Annotated in this window: 15 protein-coding genes; 5 read left to right on the plus strand and 10 right to left on the minus strand. The window is 44.6% G+C overall.

The annotated features are described in order from the left end of the window. The first annotated feature begins 31 nt into the window (after positions 1–31). Both pyrG and eno read left to right on the plus strand, forming a co-directional pair. Entirely contained in the window at positions 32–1663 is a 1632-nt protein-coding gene (gene pyrG / locus AC27EZ_RS02065) for a CTP synthase (RefSeq protein ID WP_487133706.1), read from the plus strand. Between the two features lie 59 nt (positions 1664–1722). After that, positions 1723–3015 (plus strand): phosphopyruvate hydratase, encoded by a 1293-nt coding sequence (gene eno, locus AC27EZ_RS02070; protein ID WP_487133707.1) that lies wholly within the window; start codon positions 1723–1725, stop codon positions 3013–3015. Between the two features lie 192 nt (positions 3016–3207). Here eno and AC27EZ_RS02075 read toward each other — a convergent pair whose 3' ends face one another. Further along, a complete protein-coding gene (locus tag AC27EZ_RS02075) occupies positions 3208–5430 on the minus strand; it encodes a VCBS domain-containing protein (protein ID WP_487133708.1) in 2223 nt (740 codons plus the stop codon). Positions 5431–5812: 382 nt separating this feature from the next. On the opposite strand from AC27EZ_RS02075, the gene AC27EZ_RS02080 reads away from it, so the two are divergent. From AC27EZ_RS02080 to AC27EZ_RS02090, 3 genes are all read left to right on the plus strand, one after another. Next, positions 5813–6919 carry a polysaccharide lyase family 7 protein gene (locus AC27EZ_RS02080; protein WP_487133709.1) on the plus strand — a complete coding sequence of 369 codons (1107 nt, stop codon included), beginning with the start codon at positions 5813–5815 and terminating at the stop codon, positions 6917–6919. Between the two features lie 211 nt (positions 6920–7130). Beyond that, the gene (locus AC27EZ_RS02085) at positions 7131–10253 is read left to right on the plus strand and encodes a TonB-dependent receptor (RefSeq protein ID WP_487133710.1); all 3123 of its coding nucleotides are present in this window, start codon (positions 7131–7133) and stop codon (positions 10251–10253) included. 107 nt (positions 10254–10360) lie between these two features. After that, a complete protein-coding gene (locus AC27EZ_RS02090) occupies positions 10361–11794 on the plus strand; it encodes a polysaccharide lyase family 7 protein (RefSeq protein ID WP_487133711.1) in 1434 nt (477 codons plus the stop codon). A gap of 94 nt (positions 11795–11888) precedes the next feature. Here the strand turns inward: AC27EZ_RS02090 and AC27EZ_RS02095 are convergent, their stop codons facing one another. The 9 genes from AC27EZ_RS02095 to AC27EZ_RS02135 all read right to left on the minus strand — a co-directional run bounded on the left by AC27EZ_RS02095 (position 11889) and on the right by AC27EZ_RS02135 (position 22910). Next, positions 11889–12626: a FadR/GntR family transcriptional regulator gene (locus AC27EZ_RS02095; protein ID WP_487133712.1), complete on the minus strand. Its 738-nt coding sequence runs from the start codon at positions 12624–12626 to the stop codon at positions 11889–11891. 277 nt (positions 12627–12903) lie between these two features. Beyond that, entirely contained in the window at positions 12904–13893 is a 990-nt protein-coding gene (locus AC27EZ_RS02100; protein ID WP_487133713.1) for a class 1 fructose-bisphosphatase, read from the minus strand. Then, a complete protein-coding gene (fbaA, locus tag AC27EZ_RS02105) occupies positions 13893–14972 on the minus strand; it encodes a class II fructose-bisphosphate aldolase (protein ID WP_487133714.1) in 1080 nt (359 codons plus the stop codon). The genes AC27EZ_RS02100 and fbaA overlap by 1 nt, the downstream gene beginning before the upstream one ends. Before the next feature lie 5 nt (positions 14973–14977). Then, a complete protein-coding gene (gene eda / locus AC27EZ_RS02110) occupies positions 14978–15598 on the minus strand; it encodes a bifunctional 4-hydroxy-2-oxoglutarate aldolase/2-dehydro-3-deoxy-phosphogluconate aldolase (RefSeq protein ID WP_487133715.1) in 621 nt (206 codons plus the stop codon). A 192-nt stretch (positions 15599–15790) separates the two neighbouring features. Next, positions 15791–16711 (minus strand): sugar kinase, encoded by a 921-nt coding sequence (locus AC27EZ_RS02115; RefSeq protein ID WP_487133716.1) that lies wholly within the window; start codon positions 16709–16711, stop codon positions 15791–15793. A 67-nt stretch (positions 16712–16778) separates the two neighbouring features. After that, on the minus strand, positions 16779–18080 hold the full coding sequence (locus AC27EZ_RS02120; protein ID WP_487133717.1) for an MFS transporter: 1302 nt from the start codon (positions 18078–18080) through the stop codon (positions 16779–16781). A 2-nt stretch (positions 18081–18082) separates the two neighbouring features. Beyond that, on the minus strand, positions 18083–18427 hold the full coding sequence (locus AC27EZ_RS02125) for a cupin domain-containing protein (RefSeq protein WP_487133718.1): 345 nt from the start codon (positions 18425–18427) through the stop codon (positions 18083–18085). 20 nt (positions 18428–18447) lie between these two features. Beyond that, complete coding sequence (locus tag AC27EZ_RS02130; RefSeq protein WP_487133719.1) at positions 18448–20646, minus strand: heparinase II/III domain-containing protein; 2199 nt, start codon at positions 20644–20646, stop codon at positions 18448–18450. Then, positions 20643–22910, minus strand: coding sequence for a polysaccharide lyase 6 family protein (locus AC27EZ_RS02135; protein WP_487133720.1), 2268 nt, complete (start codon positions 22908–22910; stop codon positions 20643–20645). The genes AC27EZ_RS02130 and AC27EZ_RS02135 overlap by 4 nt, the downstream gene beginning before the upstream one ends. Positions 22911–23028 lie beyond the last annotated feature (118 nt).

Raw genomic sequence — 23028 nt, forward strand, 5'->3', positions numbered from 1 at the left:
TATCATACAACCCAAACGTTCTAGGTTTCGCATGACAAATTATATTTTCGTCACCGGTGGTGTAGTTTCATCGCTTGGTAAAGGTATTGCAGCAGCATCTCTTGCCGCAATTCTGGAAGCTCGCGGTCTCACCGTCACCATGTTAAAACTCGACCCTTATATTAACGTCGATCCGGGTACCATGAGCCCTATCCAACACGGTGAAGTATTCGTTACCGATGATGGCGCAGAGACCGACCTCGATTTAGGTCACTACGAGCGTTTCATTCGCACCCGCATGACCAAACGCAACAACTTCACAACGGGTCGTGTGTATGAAGAAGTCCTAAAACGCGAACGTCGCGGTGACTATTTAGGCGCGACTATTCAGGTTATTCCCCACATCACGAACGAAATTAAACGCAGAGTGATTGATGGTGCGGAAGGTCACGATGTCGCTATTGTAGAAATAGGCGGGACGGTAGGTGATATTGAATCACAACCTTTTTTAGAAGCCATTAGACAACTAGGTACTGAAGTCGGTCGTGAGCGTGCCATGTTTATGCACCTTACTTTAGTGCCTTACATGCCTGCATCAGGCGAAGTAAAAACGAAGCCAACGCAGCACTCGGTTAAAGAGCTTCGTTCAATCGGTATTCAGCCAGATATTTTAGTTTGTCGTTCAGTCGGCGCCCTTCCAAGCAGCGAGCGGTCGAAAATAGCGCTATTTACTAACGTAAATGAGAAAGCGGTTATCTCACTAAAAGACGTAGATAGCATTTATCGCATTCCGGCAGCCCTGAAAGCACAAGGAATGGATCAACTTGTTGTCGATCGCTTCGGTTTTGATTGCCCAGAAGCTGATTTGGTTGAGTGGGAACAAGTACTTTACGCTGAATCAAATCCAACGGCCGAAGTAAACATTGGTATGGTTGGTAAGTATGTCGAGTTGGCAGATGCCTATAAATCAGTAAACGAAGCATTAAAGCATGCTGGCCTTAAAAACCGTTTAACGGTAAATATCCACCACATCGACTCTCAAGATGTCGAAAGTAAAGGTACGCAAATTCTAGAAAAACTAGACGCTATCCTAGTACCAGGTGGATTTGGAGAGCGCGGCATTGAGGGCAAGATTGAAGCAGCTCGCTATGCTCGTGAAAATAAAGTTCCTTATTTGGGTATATGTTTAGGCATGCAGGTAGCGCTTATTGAGTTTGCACGAAATGTTGCAGGCATGGATAAAGCGAATAGTACCGAATTCGACCCTGAAACTGCATACCCTGTGGTAGGTCTTATCACGGAATGGCTAGATGCAGCCGGTACTACCGAAACCCGCACTGAGTCATCAGATCTTGGCGGCACAATGCGGTTAGGTAGCCAGCTTTGCCACTTAATTGAAGGTACGAAAGTGCATGAGATGTATGGCAACGTTGAAATTTACGAGCGCCATCGTCACCGCTATGAAGTGAACAATAACTTACGCGATCAAATCGAAGCAGCGGGCCTTAAGGTAAGTGGTTTGTCCACTGACAAACGACTTGTAGAAGTTATCGAAATACCTGACCATCCATGGTTTATCGCAGGTCAGTTCCACCCTGAATTCACGTCGACACCTCGGGATGGGCATCCATTATTTACCGGTTTTGTTGCCGCTGCTGGCAAATACCAGAAAGAAAATCACTAGTTTCTAATAAAGGGGACGCTTTCCCGTTGCGTTCCCACATCAATTGTTGAGGAAATAACATGGCGAAAATTAGTCGCATAATCGGACGTGAAATCTTAGATTCACGCGGTAATCCAACTGTAGAAGCAGACGTTTATTTAGAGTCTGGCGTAATGGGCCGTGCTGCTGCACCCTCTGGCGCATCTACTGGTAGCCGCGAAGCACTAGAGCTGCGCGACGGCGACAAGTCTCGTTACCTTGGTAAAGGTGTAACTAAAGCTGTAGCGGCGATTAACGATGCCATTGCTCCAGCGCTATTAGGCAAAGACGCACTAGCACAGTCTGATATCGATCACGTAATGATTGACCTAGACGGTACTGAAAATAAAGAAACACTTGGCGCCAACGCTATTCTTGCTGTGTCTCTTGCTGTAGCAAAGGCAGCTGCGCTTGAAAAAGGCGTAGCACTTTATGAGCACATCGCTGACTTAAACGGTACGTCTGGTCAATATTCAATGCCTGTGCCTATGATGAACATCATCAACGGTGGTGAGCACGCAGACAACAATGTTGATATTCAAGAATTCATGGTTCAGCCGGTAGGCGCGAAAAGCTTTAAAGAAGCATTGCGTATGGGCGCTGAAATCTTCCACGCGCTTAAGAAAGTACTTTCAGCGAAAGGCCTTAATACTGCAGTAGGTGATGAGGGTGGTTTTGCACCAAACCTTAGCTCGAATGCTGAAGCGCTTGCCGTTATCGTACAAGCTGTTGAAGACGCTGGCTACAAAATGAATGAAGACATTACCCTTGCACTAGACTGTGCGGCGTCTGAGTTCTACAAAGATGGTAAGTATGTATTGTCTGGTGAAGACAAAAGCTTTGATTCTGAAGCGTTTGGTGACTACTTAGCTGACCTTTCTGCACAATATCCTATTGTATCTATCGAAGACGGCCTAGACGAGAGTGATTGGGATGGTTGGGCAAGCTTAACGAAGAAGATTGGCGACAAAGTACAGCTTGTTGGTGATGACTTGTTCGTAACGAACACCAAAATTCTTAAGCGCGGTATCGATAACGGTATTGGTAACTCAATCCTTATTAAGTTCAACCAAATTGGCTCACTAACAGAAACGCTTAATGCAATTAAAATGGCGAAAGATGCAGGTTTCACTGCTGTTATCTCTCACCGTTCTGGCGAAACTGAAGACGCGACAATTGCTGATTTAGCGGTAGGTACTGCTGCAGGTCAAATCAAAACTGGCTCTCTATGTCGTTCTGACCGTGTTGCTAAGTACAACCAACTTCTACGTATTGAAGAAGCGCTTGGAAGTGCAGCAACCTATAACGGCCTTTCTGAAATCAAAGGCCAATAAAGTGAACGCGATTCTCTAATGAATCGCTTTTAACTCGCTTTAAAGAATACAAAAGCGCACTGAATAAAGTGCGCTTTTTTGTGCCTGAAAAAAATGCCCAATACGTTGTAGCGTAATGGGCATTTTCTTTTGTACAGCCTTTCTAGTTAAACAGTATCTGATGTGGCGATATTGTTTACTATTAGACGAGCTCTATTGCTCAGTGGCAACCACTGCCTCTGACGTATTACTCGAATAAACAGAGTTTGTGTTGTTGTCAGGGTCCAAGTCTTCACCATCTGCGTAGCTTTGGAAATCATCTTGGAAGACAATGTTCGTTCCAGCTGTGTCTGCATAGATGATTAGGTCATCCAGCCAGAACATGGCATCTTGTGTTAACACCGTACTGTTGCTACCAAATCGCAGAGATATTGTCGTCACGCCGCCCTCTGGGTTGCTGCCAGTTGGCTCAAACGGGTCCATCACTGCTTCGCCGTCAATTTCTAACGTAATGGTAGGGAGTTGTCCTGCCGACGTATTTCCGTCTGGGTAAGCCCAAGTCACACTTAACGTTTGGAATTCGCCTGGAGTTACAACAGCACCTTCAATATCCATACTCGGGTAGCGTAAGCCGAAAGAATCATCTCTTACACGTAAGTCCATGATTGAGCCTGCGTTATTGTTACCTGAGTTGAATAGGCTGATAAAGGCATCTGTACTTCCTAAATCATCGTCAGTTCGCGCAAATCGAAGATCAAATCGGCCTTGGGCTTGCGCCTCTGGCAATGCAAATCTCAACTCTCCGGTGTCACTGTCGTCAGTATCAACAACGCGCGCGTATTGATTACCGTCAGCAGAGGCTGCACCATATTCTTCTACCAATGCGTCTTCTGTATTACTCGCATAGGGTGACGTGTCACTGACTTCTGAATCAAGATTAAAGCCTGCGCTGTAAGTAGAGAAATCATCTTCAAATACAAGCGTGTCACCATTTATGTCGCTGTATACAGCGAATTCATTAATAATAAACTGCCCGGTTTCTGGGAGTATTAAAGAATTACTACCAAATCGGAATGAAACCGTTGTCACGCCGCCCTCAGGATTGCTTCCCTCTGGGGTGAAAGGGTCGACTGCCGCCTCGCCGTCTATCTCAACAGTAATGACAGGCAATTGCCCCGCCGCGGTGTTTCCATCTGGGTAAGCCCATGTGATCACAATATCTTGTAAGGTCCCTGGTGTTACCTCTACCCCATCAAATGAACGCTCAGGGTAGCGAGTGGCAAATTGATCATCGCGAATGCGTAAGTCGATGATAGAACCTGCATTGTTATTACCTGAGTTAAACAGGCTGATAAATGCATCAGTACTACCAAGGTCATCATCGGTTCTGGTAAAGCTTGCTTCAATTCTTCCAGCCGCTAGTGCTTCGGGCAGCGAGAAACGCAGCTCTCCAGTATCATCATCGGTTAAATCTCTGATAACGGCGGCTTGATTGTTACCGCTTGCTGGGTTGACACCTATGATAGTAATCACTAGCGTAGCAACGGTTCCATCTGCAGATTCCAGCACCGCATTGTCTTCGACCGATTCAGAAGCATTAGCAAGTCCCGCAACCGTTGGATCTTCTGTATTTAGGTTATATGACCACTCACCAGACTCAGTAATGGAAAACGTTCCGTAACTTATTGTTGTATCGGTTTGTGCAACGATCGTCGCTTCGCCTTCATCAACATCAGACACCGACACCGAACCAGTTAGCGGATCAGTCACGTCATTGCTTACGGTAGCCGTTAACCCACTAAACTCTGCTGGTGTATTCGTCCCTAAAGGCGCAATCGCTTCAGTAGGCTCAGAAGTGACAGTTTCTTCAAACCCTTCTAAGTCCGTGTAACGTGCTGTAGCAGAAATCGTAGTGCCTTCTGTTGCTTCTCCTAACGTTAGCGTTTGCGCAGTCTCCCCCTCAATCACCGTACCAGACGCCGACCAAGAATAGGTAACCGTTTCAGGCAAGCCATTGCCGTCTGTTACCTCAGCGGTTAGCACCGAGCCAACGGTGGTAGCACCAGAAACGGTAATCGCTCCAGCTTCGTTAGCAAGCACTTCCGACGTCTCGTTTGATGTAGCGCCCTCACGGGTTCCACCATTGTCTACATAAGTCACTGATACACGGATTGTCGCGCCGCGCTGTGCGCTGGTTAACAAAAAGGTTGAACCTGTTTGATCTGACAAAGGAATGCCATTAGCTAGCCACTGGTAAGATACAGCGCTTGCATCAAAACCGTCGGGGTCTTCAACACTCGCACTGAGCGTTTCTCCAGCGATAGCATTTCCTGATAGGGTTACAGCGCCCGGCTGATTTCCGGGGGCATCTGATCCACCACAGCCGTAAAGCGTCAAACTCAACAGACTAAATGTAAATACACTCTTCAATTTCATTACGGTTCACCTATTTCCTTTTTAAAACCCATGCTTGACCAATGTGTAGGCTGAAAAATAAAAACTTACCAACAAAAAGATCGGTTATTACCAATTTATTTTTTGGTATGTAATCACAATCCCCAAATATTATCCATAATTAAATACAAAAAATTAACAAATACGTTTTTAAGTGCCAGTAAAGGGTGTAACGGAAAAATTAAATTTTTATAGAACTTACTCTACCCCCTAGCCATGCAGGCTTTGTGGTTAAAGCGCTTAATCGAATAAGCTCTCACACGATATTCATTTTTAAAATTGGTTTGTTAGAAAATAGTTATTGGTAAATTTATTTGGTTTGTTAATATGGAAAGCAAAGTGAACAATATGTAAAGACTTCGTTATGCAAATAAGACCTAAAAATGTTACTACGTTACTCTTTTCAAGCTTTGTCTTGTTTTCAAGCCATTGTGTAGCCGTCGAGGCACCTTCAGAGCAATTCGATCTCTCTCAGTGGTATATCACGCTTCCTGTAGATGATAATAACGATGGAAAGGTCGATAATATTTCTGTAGAGGACTTGCAGGGTTTTTACCATCCCAACTTTTTCTACCTTGATGATGAAGGCAACATGGTTTTTACTGCGCCGAATAAGGCGCTGACGACTAAAAACTCGACAAATACTCGTAGTGAGCTTCGTCAGATGCTTAAAGGGGATAACAACCGCATAAAAACACAATCTCCGCAAAATAGTTTTACCGTGGCAAGCAATCCCATTGCGAAACGGTTTGCCAGTATTGGTGGAAAGATGGAGGCTACTCTTACCATAGAGCACGTAGCCAAACGAGCTAAATACCCCGATAGGCCGCCTGCATTCTCTGTTGTAATTGGTCAAATCCACGCCACTAAGTGGGAAAAGAAAATTCAGGGGTTCGGCTGGGGTAACGAACCGCTAAAAATCTACTATAAGAAATGGCCTGAGCACGAAACAGGTTCGGTATTCTGGACTTACGAACGCAACCTTCCCAAAGACAATCCAAATAGAACCGACATTGCCTACCCGGTTTGGGGAAACACATGGAAAGAGCCTGCTAATCCAGGTATTGAGGGTATCGCGCTAGGTGATGAAATTTCTTACACGGTAAATGTATACAAAGACACAATGTATTTAACCTTCGAAGCTGAAGGGCACGATACGGTGAAGTATGAAATTAACTTAGCGAATGCAATTAATGCCTATGGTGAGCTTGATAAGTTCGATCATCCTTATGGCTACACGCTTGATTGGAACTACTTCAAAGCGGGCGCATACAACCAATGCAGCACTAGCGAGAAGGCTGGCTTTTGGTATCCAGCATGCTTAGGTACGGGAAACTGGGAAGAAGATGAAGCAAATGGTGATTACGCCCGAGTGAGCTTTTCAAAGCTTATGCTAAGTGAGGGTACACCACCAATTCGTGAAAACATGGGTGCCGAAAAGAGAGACGACAACCCCGTTATTGCACCTTAATTTGAACGAAAAGACTAAATAAAAGCCAGATATTTACCAAATGTTATTGCCAATATGTAAACAAAAGAATAGCATTGGTAACAATTGAAATGCATTTTGGTAACATTAGGTAGTAACGGTTAGCCTTATCCTACCATATGGAAAGCTTGGATTTACAAGGAACGCCTTATCTACAAATTGGGTAGTTAGAACTTTAATGGACATCACGTTTATGCACACTGAATTAAAACAAGAAACACGATTAAGCAAAGTATTGCAAGCGATACGCAAAGCGTACCACCCTTCACTCGTTGCCGGCGTAATTTGCGCACCGATGACACTGACTCCGTTATTTGTCTATTCCCAAGAGAGCGAGGGCGAGGGCGAGTCTGCTGAAGTAACGGAAGTAATTGAAGTACGTGGCATTCGCCAAACTATCCAAAGTTCCATATCAATCAAACGAGAGTCCACAGAAATTGTTGACGGTATATCGGCAACGGACATTGGCGATCTTCCTGCATTATCTATTGGTGAAGCATTAGAAACCCTTACCGGTGCTTCTTCGCACAGAGAGCAAGGCGGTGCAACAGAGATTTCAATTCGAGGTCTTGGTCCATATTTAGGCAGTACAGTAATGAATGGACGTGAAGCGGCTAACGGCAGTGGTGACCGTTCCGTAAACTTTTCTCAATTTCCCTCTGAGCTGTTTAACAAAGTCGCTATTTATAAGACGCAATCTGCCGAATTGATCGAAGGCGGGGTTTCTGGGCAAATACACCTTGATACTATCAGGCCTTTAGATTACGGAAAGCGTCGCTTTCAGTTATCGTATAAAGGGAACATGAACCCTGACAACTATGATTTAGAAGACCCAGTCAGCGAACTGGGACACCGTATTACCACAAGCTTCGTGGATCAAATAGAGACCGACTCGATGGGCGATTTCGGCTTCTCTATTGGTCTACAACGCGACACTAAAAGTAACCCAGAGCAGGAGGCTCGCACGGGTACATCGTGGAACGCTTGTCGTATTGCGCCTGGGTTCGATGGTGGAATCAACCAAAGCCGCGTTGACTGCGAAGACGGTGGTGGTGCGCTTGACCTTATCGCCGATGAAAGTGGCAACGCTCCAGATGCCAACACGCCTTTTGTATTCTCTCGCTCTCAAAATTCATTCCGACAAAACATTACTGACGATACTCGTGAGTCAGTGTTTGGCGCTATACAATGGCAACCGAATGATAGCATCGAAATAAACGCCGACTATCAATATTCAAATCGAGATTTCAGTGAAATCCGCAACGACCTTGTATTTGCCGAAGCAAACCATCTTGACGGTTTTAACGTGCCAGAGTCTGATCGTTTACCGTTTAACTTAGTGGCGACTCAAAACGGCGCGCTTCGTCAATTTACTGCACTTCAAAATATTGAAACGAACAGCCAATATGCCGAACGCGGCGAAAAATATAACGGCGGAGGTATCAACATCAAGTACACCGTCAGTGATAGATTGAAGGTTATGCTCGACTACGCCGCGTCGCAAACCAAGCGTGTAGAGACGATTATTCAAACACGGCTTCAGTCTGAAAATAGAGATATTTATCAAAACAACGTTGAGGGTGCAGACAGCAACGGTGAAGTACTTACCGCTGCACAAATCTTTAATAATGGAGCTTTGGTTCCGACTTGGACGTTACAGAACTTTGACGTGAACTATCACGCTGCCTTTGCAGGCCAAGCAAGAACTCGACTTGATTTAAACCAGTCTCGTTTCAACGATGTAACTGCAGCCCGCCTAGACTTTGACTATATTCCTGACTCGGATTTCATTGTGGGTGTAAAGGGCGGGTTACGAGTGTCTAAACTTGAATACGCAAGCGTACCTGGCGGAAGCGGCACCAACAACAGAACAGAATTAACCTTTAGTAACGATGCGGCCGCAGCGGCAAACACTGCATGTCGCAATACGGTATTTCCTGAGTCGGGCTTTTTTGATAATGAAACGGGCGGCGCGCCTTTGTTCACCAATGTCGACAGTAATGGCAATGTGTTAGCAAACGGCACGGGGAATTCTTTTGCCACGTTCGACCCTATCTGTTTGGCACAGAACTTACTTAGTTCACTAACACTAGAAAACGGTGATATACGCACTATCGCTAACTCTATGCCCACCAATGACGAAGCAGATGCCCGCGACATCGCCGCGGTAGATATGGAAGAAGACACTATTGCTGCTTATCTTCAGGCCGACTACGACACCTTTATCGGTGATTATGGTGTTCGAGGTAATGTGGGTCTTCGTGTAGTTAAAACCGATGTAAGTTCGATTTCGTATCGCGGCCCGCTTACTGCTGAAAGAGACTTTGACGGCATCATTACTGCGATAAGCCCAGTTGAGGGAGATTTAGAACAAGTAGAAGGCGGCGGTAGCTATACCGAACTATTACCCAGTGTAAACGTTATTGTGGATGTTCGTGATGACATTCTTGTTCGCGCAGGCCTTTATCGAGGTTTGTCTCGTCCCGACCCTTCTGACTTAGGATTTGGTCGAAGCTTTACGGGTATCGATGACGAAGTCGTAACCGGAAACTTATCCGACGCTGTTGGCCGCGCAGTAGCCGTTGGTAATCCGCTGTTAGACCCGTTTATGTCATGGAACCTAGATGCCGCAGTTGAATGGTATCCTAATGAAGATACCGTATTAGCTTTTGGCCTTTACTATAAAACGTTTGATGGCGGATTTTCTAATACCTCACAAACTGAATCGTTTGAAATTGACGGCGAATCTGTAGATACCATTGTTACCACCCCTCAAACAAGTGATGACTCAAGTCAAATTTACGGTTTAGAACTTACTGCGACGCATTCGTTCGCCTATTTGGATAGCTGGTTAAATGGCTTTGGCTTTAAGGTGAGCTATAACTACGCAGATTCAAACTTTGAATTTGAAGATGAAAGCTTTGGTACCTCAGTTGTCATTAATTCAAGTACGGGTGAACTTGAGCAGCGCTTCGGTATTGTTCCGCCGGCGAATCTATTTGGTTTCTCGGAGCATGTGCTTTCCACGCAGCTTTACTACGAGTATGAGAACTTTAATGTGGCGGTAAATTACAAATATCGTAGTAATTACTTTCAGCAGTTCCTGGCTGCACCTGGTGCCGTTCGTTATGTAGACGATACCGAAATATTTGAGGCTCGCTTGTCATACCGCTTAAACAGCAACTGGAAATTCAGACTCGAGGCCATCAACCTGTTTGACGACCCAAAAAGACAGTACCGTCCTTCACCTGACAATTTTGCAGAAATTAATGTGTATGGACCGCGTATTTTCGCGGGGGTTGAATTTAAGTACTAACACGTTTGGAAGCACCATCAACCTTGTAAGTGCAAAGAGCGCAGACATGAAGATAACGCTATCTTCTCTCTGCGCTTAATTTTTTCTTCATTAAAGAGCAATATTTCATGCGTAGCTTATATTTATTGTGTACCCTTTTAACGTTAACGGGGTGCGGTGGCTCCGGCTCTCAATCGTCGCCCTCTTCAGAGCCGGCCATGCCTCAAGTGCCTTCACCGCCTCCCACTGCAGTGGAAACATGTTCTTTAACCGCACTGCCAATTGACGTGTCGGAAAGCAACGATTCAGCCTCGAACACCTATTCTGCAAGCAACGCTGTCGATAACAATACGGCTAGCGAATCACGATGGCAAAGTAGCTTTAGTGATGAGCCGTTAACGTTAGACTTTGGCCAAGAGCGACAAGTAGGCAGCCTTCAGATCAAGTGGTTTAAAGGCAGCGAACGTAAGTATCGCTTCTCAGTTGAAGGCTCGTCTAACGGCGATGATTGGAACACTTTACTTAGCAATGCACGCTCTAGTGGTCGGCATTCAGGGTTTGAACTCATCAGCTTTGAAGAACCAACATCTACGAATTTTCTTCGCATCACAGGGTCAGGAAACTCAGTGAACGATGAGACCGCCATTGTAGAGTTAGATGCATATAACTGCGAATCAGGCGACGGTGAAATTGTTGATGTATTTCCTAACGAAGTTGGCATTGAGTTAATTGATTGGTATGTGAGCGTGCCCACTGACGAGGACGGTTCAGGAACATCAGATAGCATTTATGAGAACGAGCTGGCCGCTGGGTACACTAACTCCGAATATTTCTATGCCAATGATGATGCAGGCATTGTGATGCGATCTCCTTCGTATGGATTTAAGACCTCTCAAAACACCAGCTATGTGCGAGTTGAGCTTAGAGAAATGCTGAGACGAGGGAACACGAGTATTAGCACTCAAGGCGTAAATAAAAACAATTGGGTCTTTAGCTCTGCCCCCCAAAGTGCACGCGCTGCAGCTGGTGGAGTTGATGGTAAACTTAGTGTATCCCTTGCTGTCAATGAGGTCACTACAACGGGTGAAGACTATCAAGTTGGCAGGGTCATTATTGGCCAAATTCATGCTAATGACGACGAACCCGTAAGGCTGTACTACCGCAAGCTTCCTAAAAATGATAAGGGGGCTATTTATTTTGCTCACGAGAAGCGTGCCAGTGCTGATGGCTCTCAGGAAAAGAGCGAAGACTGGATTGAAATGATTGGTTCTAGAAGTAGTTCAGCGAATAACCCTAGCGATGGCATCGCACTTAACGAGCCGTTTAGCTATACCATCGAAGTACTTGGTAACACCCTGTTCGTAACCATTTCTCGAGAAGGTAAGGCAGATATCGTGAGTACGTACGATATGACGGGAAGTCGTTATGACGAAGCTGATCAGTATATGTATTTTAAGGTCGGCGTTTATCATGTCAATAACTCAAGTAACGCCGATGAGCGAGCGAAAATCACGTTCTACTCTATCAAAAACAGTCATGACAACTACGCAGAAAGCGAATAGGTATTAAAGCGAGAAGTTAATAAAATATCAAAACCCTACTATGCGAAGGACTGCATAGTAGGGTTTTGTTTTGACGCGTTGGGGGCGTACTGAGTTAATTGCGTAGATGGCTTAAAGAATATAAGTCTCTTGTTTGACTCGTCTTTTTACGAACTTCTTCTAAAGCCTGAGCTTCGCTCGCTTCAAATAATGCATTAATGAGTCTATTAAAATGCGCGTGCATAGCAGCACGGGCCGCTTGCGAATTACGCTCTTTTAGGCTCTGGTAAATTTTAGTATGTTCTTCCAATCTGTCTTTGTCTGATTGACTACAAACAGTACTATAGGCCTGTGTAATCTGAGGCTGAGAATCTCTTAAAGACCAAAACTTATTCACGGCCAGTAAAATGGCTTTGTTGCGCGTTGCTTTTGAAATAATGAGGTGAAATTCACGGTCGGCTTTTTCTGCTTCTATACCTGATTCCATGGCGTCAAGTGTTGCTGCCAGAGCTTTAAGCTCTTCATCGGATATTGACAGTGCAGCAAGCGCCGCCGCTTCACCTTCAACGAGTGCGCGAGCTTGCGTTAGCTCAAAAGCACTAATTTTTTCTGCAGGTGCATCGTTAGTGTTTTTAGGCTTATCCAGCACGTACACACCAGAACTTGTTTTCACTTCTACCAGTTGAAGTACTTCCAATGCAATTATGGCCTCACGAATAGTCGGGCGACTCACATCGAATGATTCGGCCAACTCTCGCTCCGGTGGAAGCCTACTTCCAGGAGGATATAGCCCAGATTCAATTAATGCCTGAATTTTTTCGGCAATTTGCCAGAACATGCGGCGGCTTTTCATGGTTGAACCCTTAAAAATAAATGCTAGATGTCCAGAGAGATAACTTCTGTGCTAGGCATCAATACTTTTATATTATCTATGTTAGTCGTGTCAATATACACGCAATTGGTAATATTTCAATTGACGCACAACAAACCCAATCCTAAAAGAGGAAAAAACCTTTTATATCAAAACCCTACAAAAATAAAACACTAAACACCATTTATATGATGCATGCCCTACCGACGAATAATCGTACTTGCACTTTAAAATTGGTCATACCTCATATTTATACTTTTCATGAAGCATTTACTCTCGACTTACTATTCGTAGTCTGTTCGTTGTACACGAGTACCTGCTTCCTTGATCCCATCGCTACAGGAACGCGCTGATGAATACCCTGAGGCTGAATATCTAAAATCCTTTTACCATCTGCAGTACTGCATCCCTTAGCTTGCTCTATTAAGAATGCAAGAGGGTTTGCTTCATAAAGTAACCTTAACTTCCCATTTTGGTTACCCGGTCTAGTGTCTTGGGGATACAAAAAGACCCCTCCCCTACACAGAATTCTATGTACATCACCAACCATGGCAGCATTCCAGCGAAGTGAACTGCCGGCGTACGTGTCTGATGCATAGAGAACATTGTCGAAGTAATGTTTAACCGAGTCAGACCAATACCGATAGTTAAGCATGTTTACTGCAAACTCTTTACTGTCGTTTGGTACTTCTAGAACGTCTCTAGTAAGCAGGAAGCCACCGTGGGTATTATCCAATGTATAGCAGCGAGTAGGACCACCCGTGGTCATCACTAACATTGAAGAAGGCCCGTATAATACATACCCTGCGCATACTTGCTTATTGCCAGGCTGAAGGAATTGCTCGTCACTGTCACAAGGCACGTCATCTCTTGCCTCATAAATTGTGAAAATGGTGCCTATTTGTCCATTCACGTCCACGTTTGAACTTCCATCTAGGGGATCAAACGCAACAATGTATTTACCCTTTGGGTTTCCGCTCACGACATAATCTTCTTCTTCCGACGCAATGGTTCTCACCGCATCATCGTCAAGTAGGATGTCTTTAAGTAATTGATTAGAAAGGATGTCGAGCTTCTTTTGCACTTCACCTTGAATGTTTTCATTTAAAGATGATCCTAACACACCTGCAAGTTCGCCCTGGGAGACACGAAAAGAAATCTCTTTGCACGCCGCAAGGACAGTCCTAATAAGCATAATAAGATCGGTTTCAACGCCATCTTTTTTTAGTACTGGTATTAACCGACGCATTATTTGTAACGCCCTATACAATTCAAATCAGCAAAACACTGCTCAAGCCGCTTTGCCATGTTGGTCTCTGCATGTCGCAGCCATACACGGGGGTCATAAAACTTTTTGTTTGGCTTATCCTCACCATCAGGGTTGCCTATTTGCCCTTGTAAGTAACCCGATTTATCGTTGTAATAATTAAGTACACCTTCCCACGTTGCCCACTGGGTATCGGTATCGATGTTCATTTTTACAACGCCGTACCCCAACGATTCTTTTATTTTCTCAGGCTCTGAGCCACTTCCGCCATGAAAGACAAAATTCAGACTGTTGTTAGGAAGCGAAAACTGCTGCGAAACATAATGCTGAGAATCTTTAAGAATTTGGGGGGTCAGAACCACATTTCCTGGCTTATAAACGCCGTGAACATTCCCAAATGACGCAGCGATAATAAAGTTGTCACTAATTTTACTCAGTTCTTTAAACGCGTAGGCGACATCTTCAGGTTGGGTGTATAACATAGCGTTGTCCATATCGCTGTTATCAACACCATCTTCCTCGCCGCCTGTGCAACCAAGCTCTATCTCAAGAGTCATCCCTATTTTTGCCATCCTAGCGAGGTATTTAGCGCATATCTCAATATTTTCCTCTAAGGATTCCTCTGAAAGGTCTATCATGTGCGAACTAAATAAAGGCTTTCCTGTTAGCGCATAATGCTTCTCACCTTCATCGAGAAGACCATCAATCCATGGCAGTAATTTTTTGGCTGCATGATCGGTATGTAGCATCACTGCCACGTTATATTTTTCAGCAATCTGATGTACGTAGTTTGCTGCTGCAACGGCTCCAATAACGGCTTTTTCATCTGCTGGTAGTGACAATCCTTTACCGCAGAAAAACTGCGCACCACCGTGCGAGAGCTGAATAATTACGGGAGAATTAACACTTTTCGCAGCTTCTAACGTTGCGTTAATTGACTGTGTACCGATAACATTTACCGCAGGAAAGGCATATTCGTTACGCCGTGCATGGGTATATAGTGATGACACCTCTTCACCGAGCGCCACGCCAGGTTTAATGGCAGACCTTAAACTATCCATAATATTTAGCCTTTTATTGCTTCTCGACACGCGTTGGTAACCGCTTGCCAGTTACCTGCATCAACCCATTCTTTCTTAGCTACCCACGTACCACCTACCGCGAAAACATTGGGTAAAGAGAGATAATCAGTCTGGTTGTTTTGATTTACGCCGCCAGTCGGGCAGAAAGAAACTGATTTAAATACCGAAGAGACTGCGCTCAAAAAAGGTGCCCCACCGGAAAGAGACGCAGGGAAAAGCTTTTGTTCTTCAAAACCAGCTTCCAGCGCAAGCAAAATATCCCCCGTATTCGACACACCAGGAAGTACGGGCAAGCCACAAGACGAAAGATCAGCTAACAGCCCTCTTGAAACCGCGGGTGTAACAATGAAATCTGAACCAGCATCAATGGCTTTGTCTAAGATACCCTTATTAATAACCGTTCCAGCCCCCACACACAAAGAAGGAACTTCTTTTTTGATAGCGCTTAGTGCATCAAGCGATGCATCTGTACGAAGCACCACTTCAACCAAATTAAGACCGGCCTCGGCCATCGCTTTGGCAATGTTTACGCCCTCTTCACAAGAATTGGCTTGGATAATGGGCAGCAGAGCCTGTCCCGACATTAATTCAGAAAAACGGGTCATTTAAAAATCTCCATATTATTTTGTCGTGGCAAACGCCCCGAGCTTAGTGTGTAAGTGCAGTGTCTATTGTGTTGTAGCGCTTTTAATCGCGACTTATTTTTTGTTCATTCGTTCTCTTTTGGGAGAATAAAAGAGCATGTCGATAGCTTCTCTATACTATCGGCCGCTATTTTCTAGCTTGTGATCACCTTCTCAGCCGATGGCCTTCTCAACCAAGCCTTTGGGGATGATAGCCCCAGGATGCTGTATTACTATCCCAGCTGCTTTAGCGGCAACTGAAATCGCATCACTGATAGTGCTACCCGAAAGTCTTGCGCCTAAATACACGCCATTAAATGCATCACCTGCTGATGTGGTATCAACAACGTTACTGACGTGAGTGATAGCGTGCTCTAAACATTCGTTGTCGAAACACGAGATAACAGAAGAAGGCCCATCTTTTACGATGATTTCATCGATATCATGCTTTTGGCACAATCTGAGTACTTCTGCAGAGGTGTGAACACCATAGAGAGAAGTTAAGTCCTCAACGCCTGCAAGTGTTACGTCACAAAGTTCAAAGGCTCTGTCGAAATTAATCACTGCCTCAGACTCGTTTTTCCACAACCTAGCGCGGTAGTTAGGGTCAAAAACAATTTGAACCCCTTTTGATTTCAGTGTGTTGAGGAACTGCCAAAACGCTTCTCTATCGCCTGCTTCAATGATTGCTATGGATATTCCTGAAAATACAAATTGGTCTAGGTCATTAAGCGAATCTATTTGTGCTTGTGTGATAAACGACATGATCTGTCTTGCAGCAGACTCACTGCGCCAATAGGTGAAACTACGTTCACCTGTTTCGTCAGTTTCTATTAAGTAAAGCCCTATGGAACGAGTTTCATGCTGAAACACATACGATGTATCAAGCTCATCTTGCTTGAATCGAGTCACCATCTCATTACTCAGCCTATCGCTTCCAACAGCGGTTAACATGGACGCGCTAACATCGTTAAAACAACGTGTTAAGTAAACTGCGGAGTTATAAACATCACCAGCAAATGACTGATTCAGCTTTCCCGGCTCGACTGGGCGCAGTTCAACCATGCACTCACCCATAAAGCAGATTTTTTTCATTATTTGCACTCAATTACGTTATGAGGTCAGCTGTGTGCCCCGCTAAAAAAACGGGGCACTGCTGGCGTTACTTTGACCTTGTTAACGGCTCAACTTTAGGGATAAGGAACCACACAGCAGCCATCGCAATAATGGCTAGCGAAGCACCGATTACAAAAGCAGGGGTGTAATTGCCATCTGCGGTTAAAAAAGGCACCAATGATGTAAGTCCTACGGCACCGAGCTTTGCAGCCATGCCGGAGAACCCTGATAATGTACCCACCGCTTTTCTTCCTAGTAGATCGCTAGGTAGTGTTTGAACGTTACCGATTGCAGTTTGAAATCCAAACAAAATCACGGCCATGATCAGTACTGCAATCACGGGGGCGCCAGGATTTGCCATTGCCAGTAAGGCAGGCAGCATAATGAGACAGCCTAGCGTAATCGTGAGCTTTCTCGTTTTGTTGATGTTCCAACCTGCTTTCAGTCTATTTTGGGCAAGCAGACCACCAAACCAAGCTCCGAACATTGCGCCCACATAAGGCACCCACCCGTATAGGCCGATAGACTGTACGTCCATGCCATACACTTCGTTAAGATAGATAGGGATCCAGAAAACAAATAACCACCAAATAGGATCGATAGCGGCTGACGCAATAATAACGCCCCAGCTCTCTTTATGACCTAATAACTCAGCGGTAGACGGGTTATATTCTTCACACGCATTTCCGTGCTTATCTTTATCTTCTGCGCGCTGGCCGGTAAGAATATACTGCTTTTCTTCTTCCGTAATCCAAGGGTGACTACCCGGCGGCGACTTAACCAAAATCAACCAAGGAACCAGCCATAAAAAACCAATGGCCCCTACAATCACAAACACCATTTGCCAATTAAAGTAGACAGTAAGCATTGCTATAGCGGGAATAGCAATTATGCCGCCGATAGCCGCGCCCGAATTAAAAATGCCCTGTGCTAGTGCACGCTCTTTAGTGGGGAACCACTCGGCATTCCCCTTCGCCGCACCGGGCCAGTTACCCGCTTCGGCAACACCAAGAATAGCGCGGAAAAAGCTAAAGCTGAGTACACCTTGTGCAAAGGCATGTAACACAGTAGCCAATGACCACACACCAATAGACAACACAAAACCTAACCGGGTGCCTACCCAGTCAAACACCTTCCCGAAAATAGCTTGGCCAAAGGCGTATGCGAACACAAACACGATAGAGATATTGGCGTAAATTTGCTTTCGCTCTAGCGCGTTTTTATCTGGGAACAAGTCTTCAACAATATCTGGCCATAAAACGCTAAGCGCCTGACGGTCTATGTAATTTATGATGGTAGCAAGAGCGATAAGTGCTATTACCCACCAGCGTAAGCCGTTTACTTTCATGGCTATTCCCCTACAAAGTCTTCGCGTGCAGGACTAAATGTATCAATTAACACACCGCCTGTTGGGCATATTGCACCGTGCTCCACATGGGGAGGAATTAAACAGCTATCTCCGGCTTTGAGAATTTTCATCTCACCGTCAATGCTGAAATGAAATTCACCAGACTCTACATAGGTCACCTGCGAGTGACGATGTTTATGGGTGTAACCCTCAGCACCTTTATCAAAAAACACTTTAACGGCCATCAGCTCGTGGTTAAATCCAAGCATTTGGCGCTTAAGGCCATTTCCTAAGTCTTCAATAGGTGTTTCATTGCCGAATAAAAAGTGTTCGCTTTGCTTATTCATAATATCTATTCCTAATCGTGTTACAGCTCATAAACGGCAAATCGGCCATCAAGAGAATATGCAGTATTGTTGAAAGTGAAAGAGTTTGAATCATCTGCAGCGGTGCTTCGTTTATCTATCGCAATCAGAAACTTGTGTTCGGCGGCAGTTAATGTAACCAGCACAATCCCAGACTCTTCAGCCATTGAAAGTTCGGTAATTGAGCTTGACGCATTCAGCGTAAACTCTTTGCTGGGATTATAACTCCCGTGAGGCTCAAGCACAGACACAAACTGGTGAGATGACGCATCTTCTACTCTACGAATAAATCCATTTTCGTTTCGAAGGTTAAAATTAGGATCGCCAGCACCAAGCTGAGTGAATAAAAACGTTTCTGGCGTCGTGACTAAACTCACTTGAGAATAAAAATGGCCGTTGTCGTTTAGCCAGGTCACTCTTGATAAAGTATCTTCCACCGTTCCTTTAGCCTTAAGCCAAAGGTGCTGATAGCCATTGTCCTTCCCTAATGCAGGAAGTGAAGATGTGTTTGCCGTCATCGGAAAGTTGGTATCAATTAGATGCCCTTTGTAGTGAAGCGGAAGGTCGAACTGATGTTTGCTTGAAGAGGTCACGTCGAAAATATCTAGCGCAACCGTCTTATCCACGTTAGGAAGGTCAATAAGCGCCAACGTTCTTTCTAACGACACATCGTCATAGGCGGTTCCAATTTCTCCATTGGCTATCGAGCCAAATGTATTCGTTTCAAAGAAATTCAATGTGGGTGCATTGCGATTACCTAAATCAACGTTACCGTCAAAGTGACTTTTCTCGTCGACCACTACCGTATTATGCGCAACGGTTTGTTTAGCATAGCTATTGTTTTCTGGCAGATAACGACCACCAAATTTTGCTTCCACATTTAAGAAACGAGCCGCACCATAATCAGATACGATTTCTTCATCTGCATCATAGAACTGCCATGTAAGTTTATCGAAATGGCCATGGCCTAAACCTTGAGCGGCGGGTTTAAACAATACTGCAGAGTTCCCATTTGTCTCGCTGCGCATGACAACTAACGCACCTTCATCACCATCCTTACCATCGCCAAAGGCCACAGAGCGAAATTTGTATGGTGTAGTTAAGCCGTCGTCTAAGGCCTTTGCTACCTTTACGCCATCGCCAGTTAATACAATTTGGTTTTGCTTGTCGGCAATGTCTAAATAGGCTGTATCGCCTGTTCGCCCATACGCTGCCGCCACACCATAAACAAGTTCGATAGTGTCAATTCCCTTGCTTTTGATAGCATCGTTTATGGGGAAAAATAAACCGTTGTAGCTTAGCTGTATGGTGGTATCAATAGCTTTGAGTAAAACCCCATCACGATAATCGAATACGTTTCTTTCAGGCTGGTTATTCTCAATCGCTTTAGCAAAAGTAACAAACGGCATGAGGGCGTAGCGTTGGTAATAAGGGCCTTCGTTGTAATAGCCCTGAGGTGAGAACAGTGTATCAAGCTGACGCAGGAACCCGCCTTTACCCGACTTTTCTAAGTCGTATAACGCCTTCTCTACCCATTCTGGTTCGTCCATCACATAACCAGCCATACCTACACCAGCTGTAGCCCACGTACCGTGATTATGCACTTTGTTAAATGTAGACGGTTGGCCTTCAGACAGAAATAGTGCAACAGGCTTTAACAGGTTATTTTCGATGGTTGCACGCTCGCCATCACTCAACGCTGTATAAACCAGGTCGTAGGCTTGAATGGTATTCACTAGCCAAACTGCTTCATTTAGGCTCTGCCAAAACAACTTGCCAGGATTTTGCGACTTTACTTTTCGTTTTGGGTGCACATCAAGTGTAGGGTACAGCGCAGCGTAATCGAGCAGTAAACCTTTAACATAGTTGGCATAAGCTTCGTTTTGACTAATTTGATACAGCACGCCTGCATTGTACATTAGCTGATAGTTTTTCTTATGACGCTCGTGGGTGTAACCGCCGCCACCATCTTTTGGCACAGGTACAATATTGGGCTGTGTCATGTAAAAGTCGATGTTTGCCTTCAGTGCATGATAGGCGTGTGAAAAGCGACCTCCTTCCTTCACGGCCGCTCTCATGTCAACCACATCACTTTCAGTAATTACCAAGTTAGGGTGGGCAGCCTGCGACTGAAACGACAGCGATGACGCGGCGAATAACAGCACCACTGTGGCGCATGATATAATTGCTAGCGTTTTCATAGGTTACTCGCCTCCTTTACCTCAACAATATTATTTTTGAGTATTGCAGTGTGTGGTCCTTCGGCATGAAGTTCTTGGATTTGTATTGTCGGTGTCGCCGTAAACGTATTATCGATTACGGAAGTGATAGGCTCACCAACCGTGTGGTCAATAACAAGCGGTGCTGATTGAATAAATTCATTACTCTGTACATCAGTAACTTGAACACCGTGTAAGAACACGCTCGCTCCCTTTTTGTTGCGCTTACCGTTACCCACATTACTTAGCACGTTGTGGGTCATGTGTAGGTGCGGGCCAAATGTACTTTCATCAGTACCGCCTCTATATAATTTAAGTACGCCACCTTTTACATCAGTAAAAGTGTTTTGCTTAAGGGTGACGTATTCAGCGTTGTAAATACCATAGTCCTCAATTTCTTTATCCAAGCGCAGAATATCTCCTGAAACTGATGTAAAGGTATTATTAGAAAGCGTTATCGCGTCAGCAAAGGCACCTTTCCCTGTGGTAAAAAATGAGAAAGAATGGTTAATATCAAGGTCTTTTACTATCGAGTTTTCCAATGAAAAACGATAATTATTGACCATACCCCATTTCTTAGTACGTACCACGCTGTTGCCCGAAGAATCAGGGCTTTGTGCGCCAGAGATAACCAAACCGTCAAGTTTTAAGCTTCCCCCATCACGAATTTCAAATAGCGCAGTACGCTCAAAATACAGGGTCGTTTTGTGCAAGCTTTTGGCTTTTATTGTTATAGCGTCATCAATGTAGAGTACAGACGGTACAACGAATTCTCCCTCAGCGAGCACTAGCACATCACCGCTTTGTGCTGTTGCTATGGCATTCTTCAACGCGTTTGCGGAGGCTTCAACGGCAATAATGTTGCCCGTATCGAAATCATCAGAGACTACCGTTTTGGGGTAGTAGGATGTTCCTACGCTATCTTTACTGGTAACGGGTAATGTTTTAGCAACTCCTTGAGCAGTCCCTTCAGGGTAAAAAAGTCCGTTTGCCGCTCTTTTCAGTGACAGTTTTTGCTTATCAAATCCGCGCGCAATGGGTTTTGCAGTCTCTGTATTAGTTACATTATTACGAAAAGAAATACCGCTGACATCATCGAAAATAGAAAATGGCTGGGTATCATTTTGGTTATAAACCACATTGTCTTTAAAAATAGATGATATAGGCGCGGCACTTCGCTCGGCGTCGCTGCCTGCAGCAAGATGTATATGGTCGACGTTCACAAACGTATTGTTTGTAATCGTTGCGTTTTCTACCTGGTGATAGCGGTTGATGGGAGAGTTGGGAACGCCATTCATAATGGTGAAGCCACTTCCAAAGCGATAGCCCTTAAGGCCTTCTAAGTAGTTATTTCTGATCACCTGATCTTTGTTGATAACGCGGATGCCACCAGTATGCGCAACCTCATTTCCTAGAAACACATTATTTTCCACAATGTTGCCATTGCCATGGCGAAGCGTGAGTGTACCTCTGGCAGATATAAATACGTTACCGCGCAGTGTATTTTTACCCGATTTGACGGAGATAATTTCTACTTCACCGTTAGTTTGTTCGAAAATATTATTTTCTACCAACGTATATGAGTCGGTAAGAGAATAGTGACTCGTTCCAATACGAAGGGTTTCACCACCGTTTGAACCGAAAGTGGGACGATAGCCAAAATAGTTGTGGTCTATTGAATGGTAGTTTTCTTGGCTCGCCTCTGAATTAAGACGCACAGCCACCGTAACGCCTTTGTTGCGCTTTCCTTCTAAGTGGTTGTGATCGAACCGGTTATGCTTACCATAAAGGGCAACCCAATAATCGGATTCTTGCTTGTCTGGATTATTGAAGTTATCAATAACAACGTTAGTTACGCGGGAGTTATTGGCGTAGCGTTCTTTATTCTTACGAAATGCGATAACAGCGCTACTTGGCGTGTAACCATTCTTAAACACTAAGCCAGAAACAACGAGGTGTTCCCCTGCAAGCCTTAGGTTTGACTTGCCTGATAAGACGACGTCACCGTTTGACTCTGCTTTTAAGGTGATTGGCGCTTCACTTGTTCCTTCACCCTCTAGCAATATTTCGAAATCTTGCCAAACACCAGACGTTAAAATGATATTGTCGCCAGGCGCGAGGTTACTTGAAACGGTTTTATATTGTTCTTGAGAGGAAACAACGTAGTCGGCAGCATTAGTAGAAAATGGAAGGAATGTAGCGCTTGTGAATACTACGCTTGCTAAATAGACCGTACTTAATCGCATAACACACTCTTACTTTATCGAGACGGCAAATAAAAACGCTATATTTTTTTACAGAAACGATGTTAGGTTTGAGGATAGTGGAACGTGGCGCTTTACATAAGAACTTCTATTTAAAGCG

This window comes from Alteromonas sp. 4NH20-0056 (assembly GCF_057539655.1).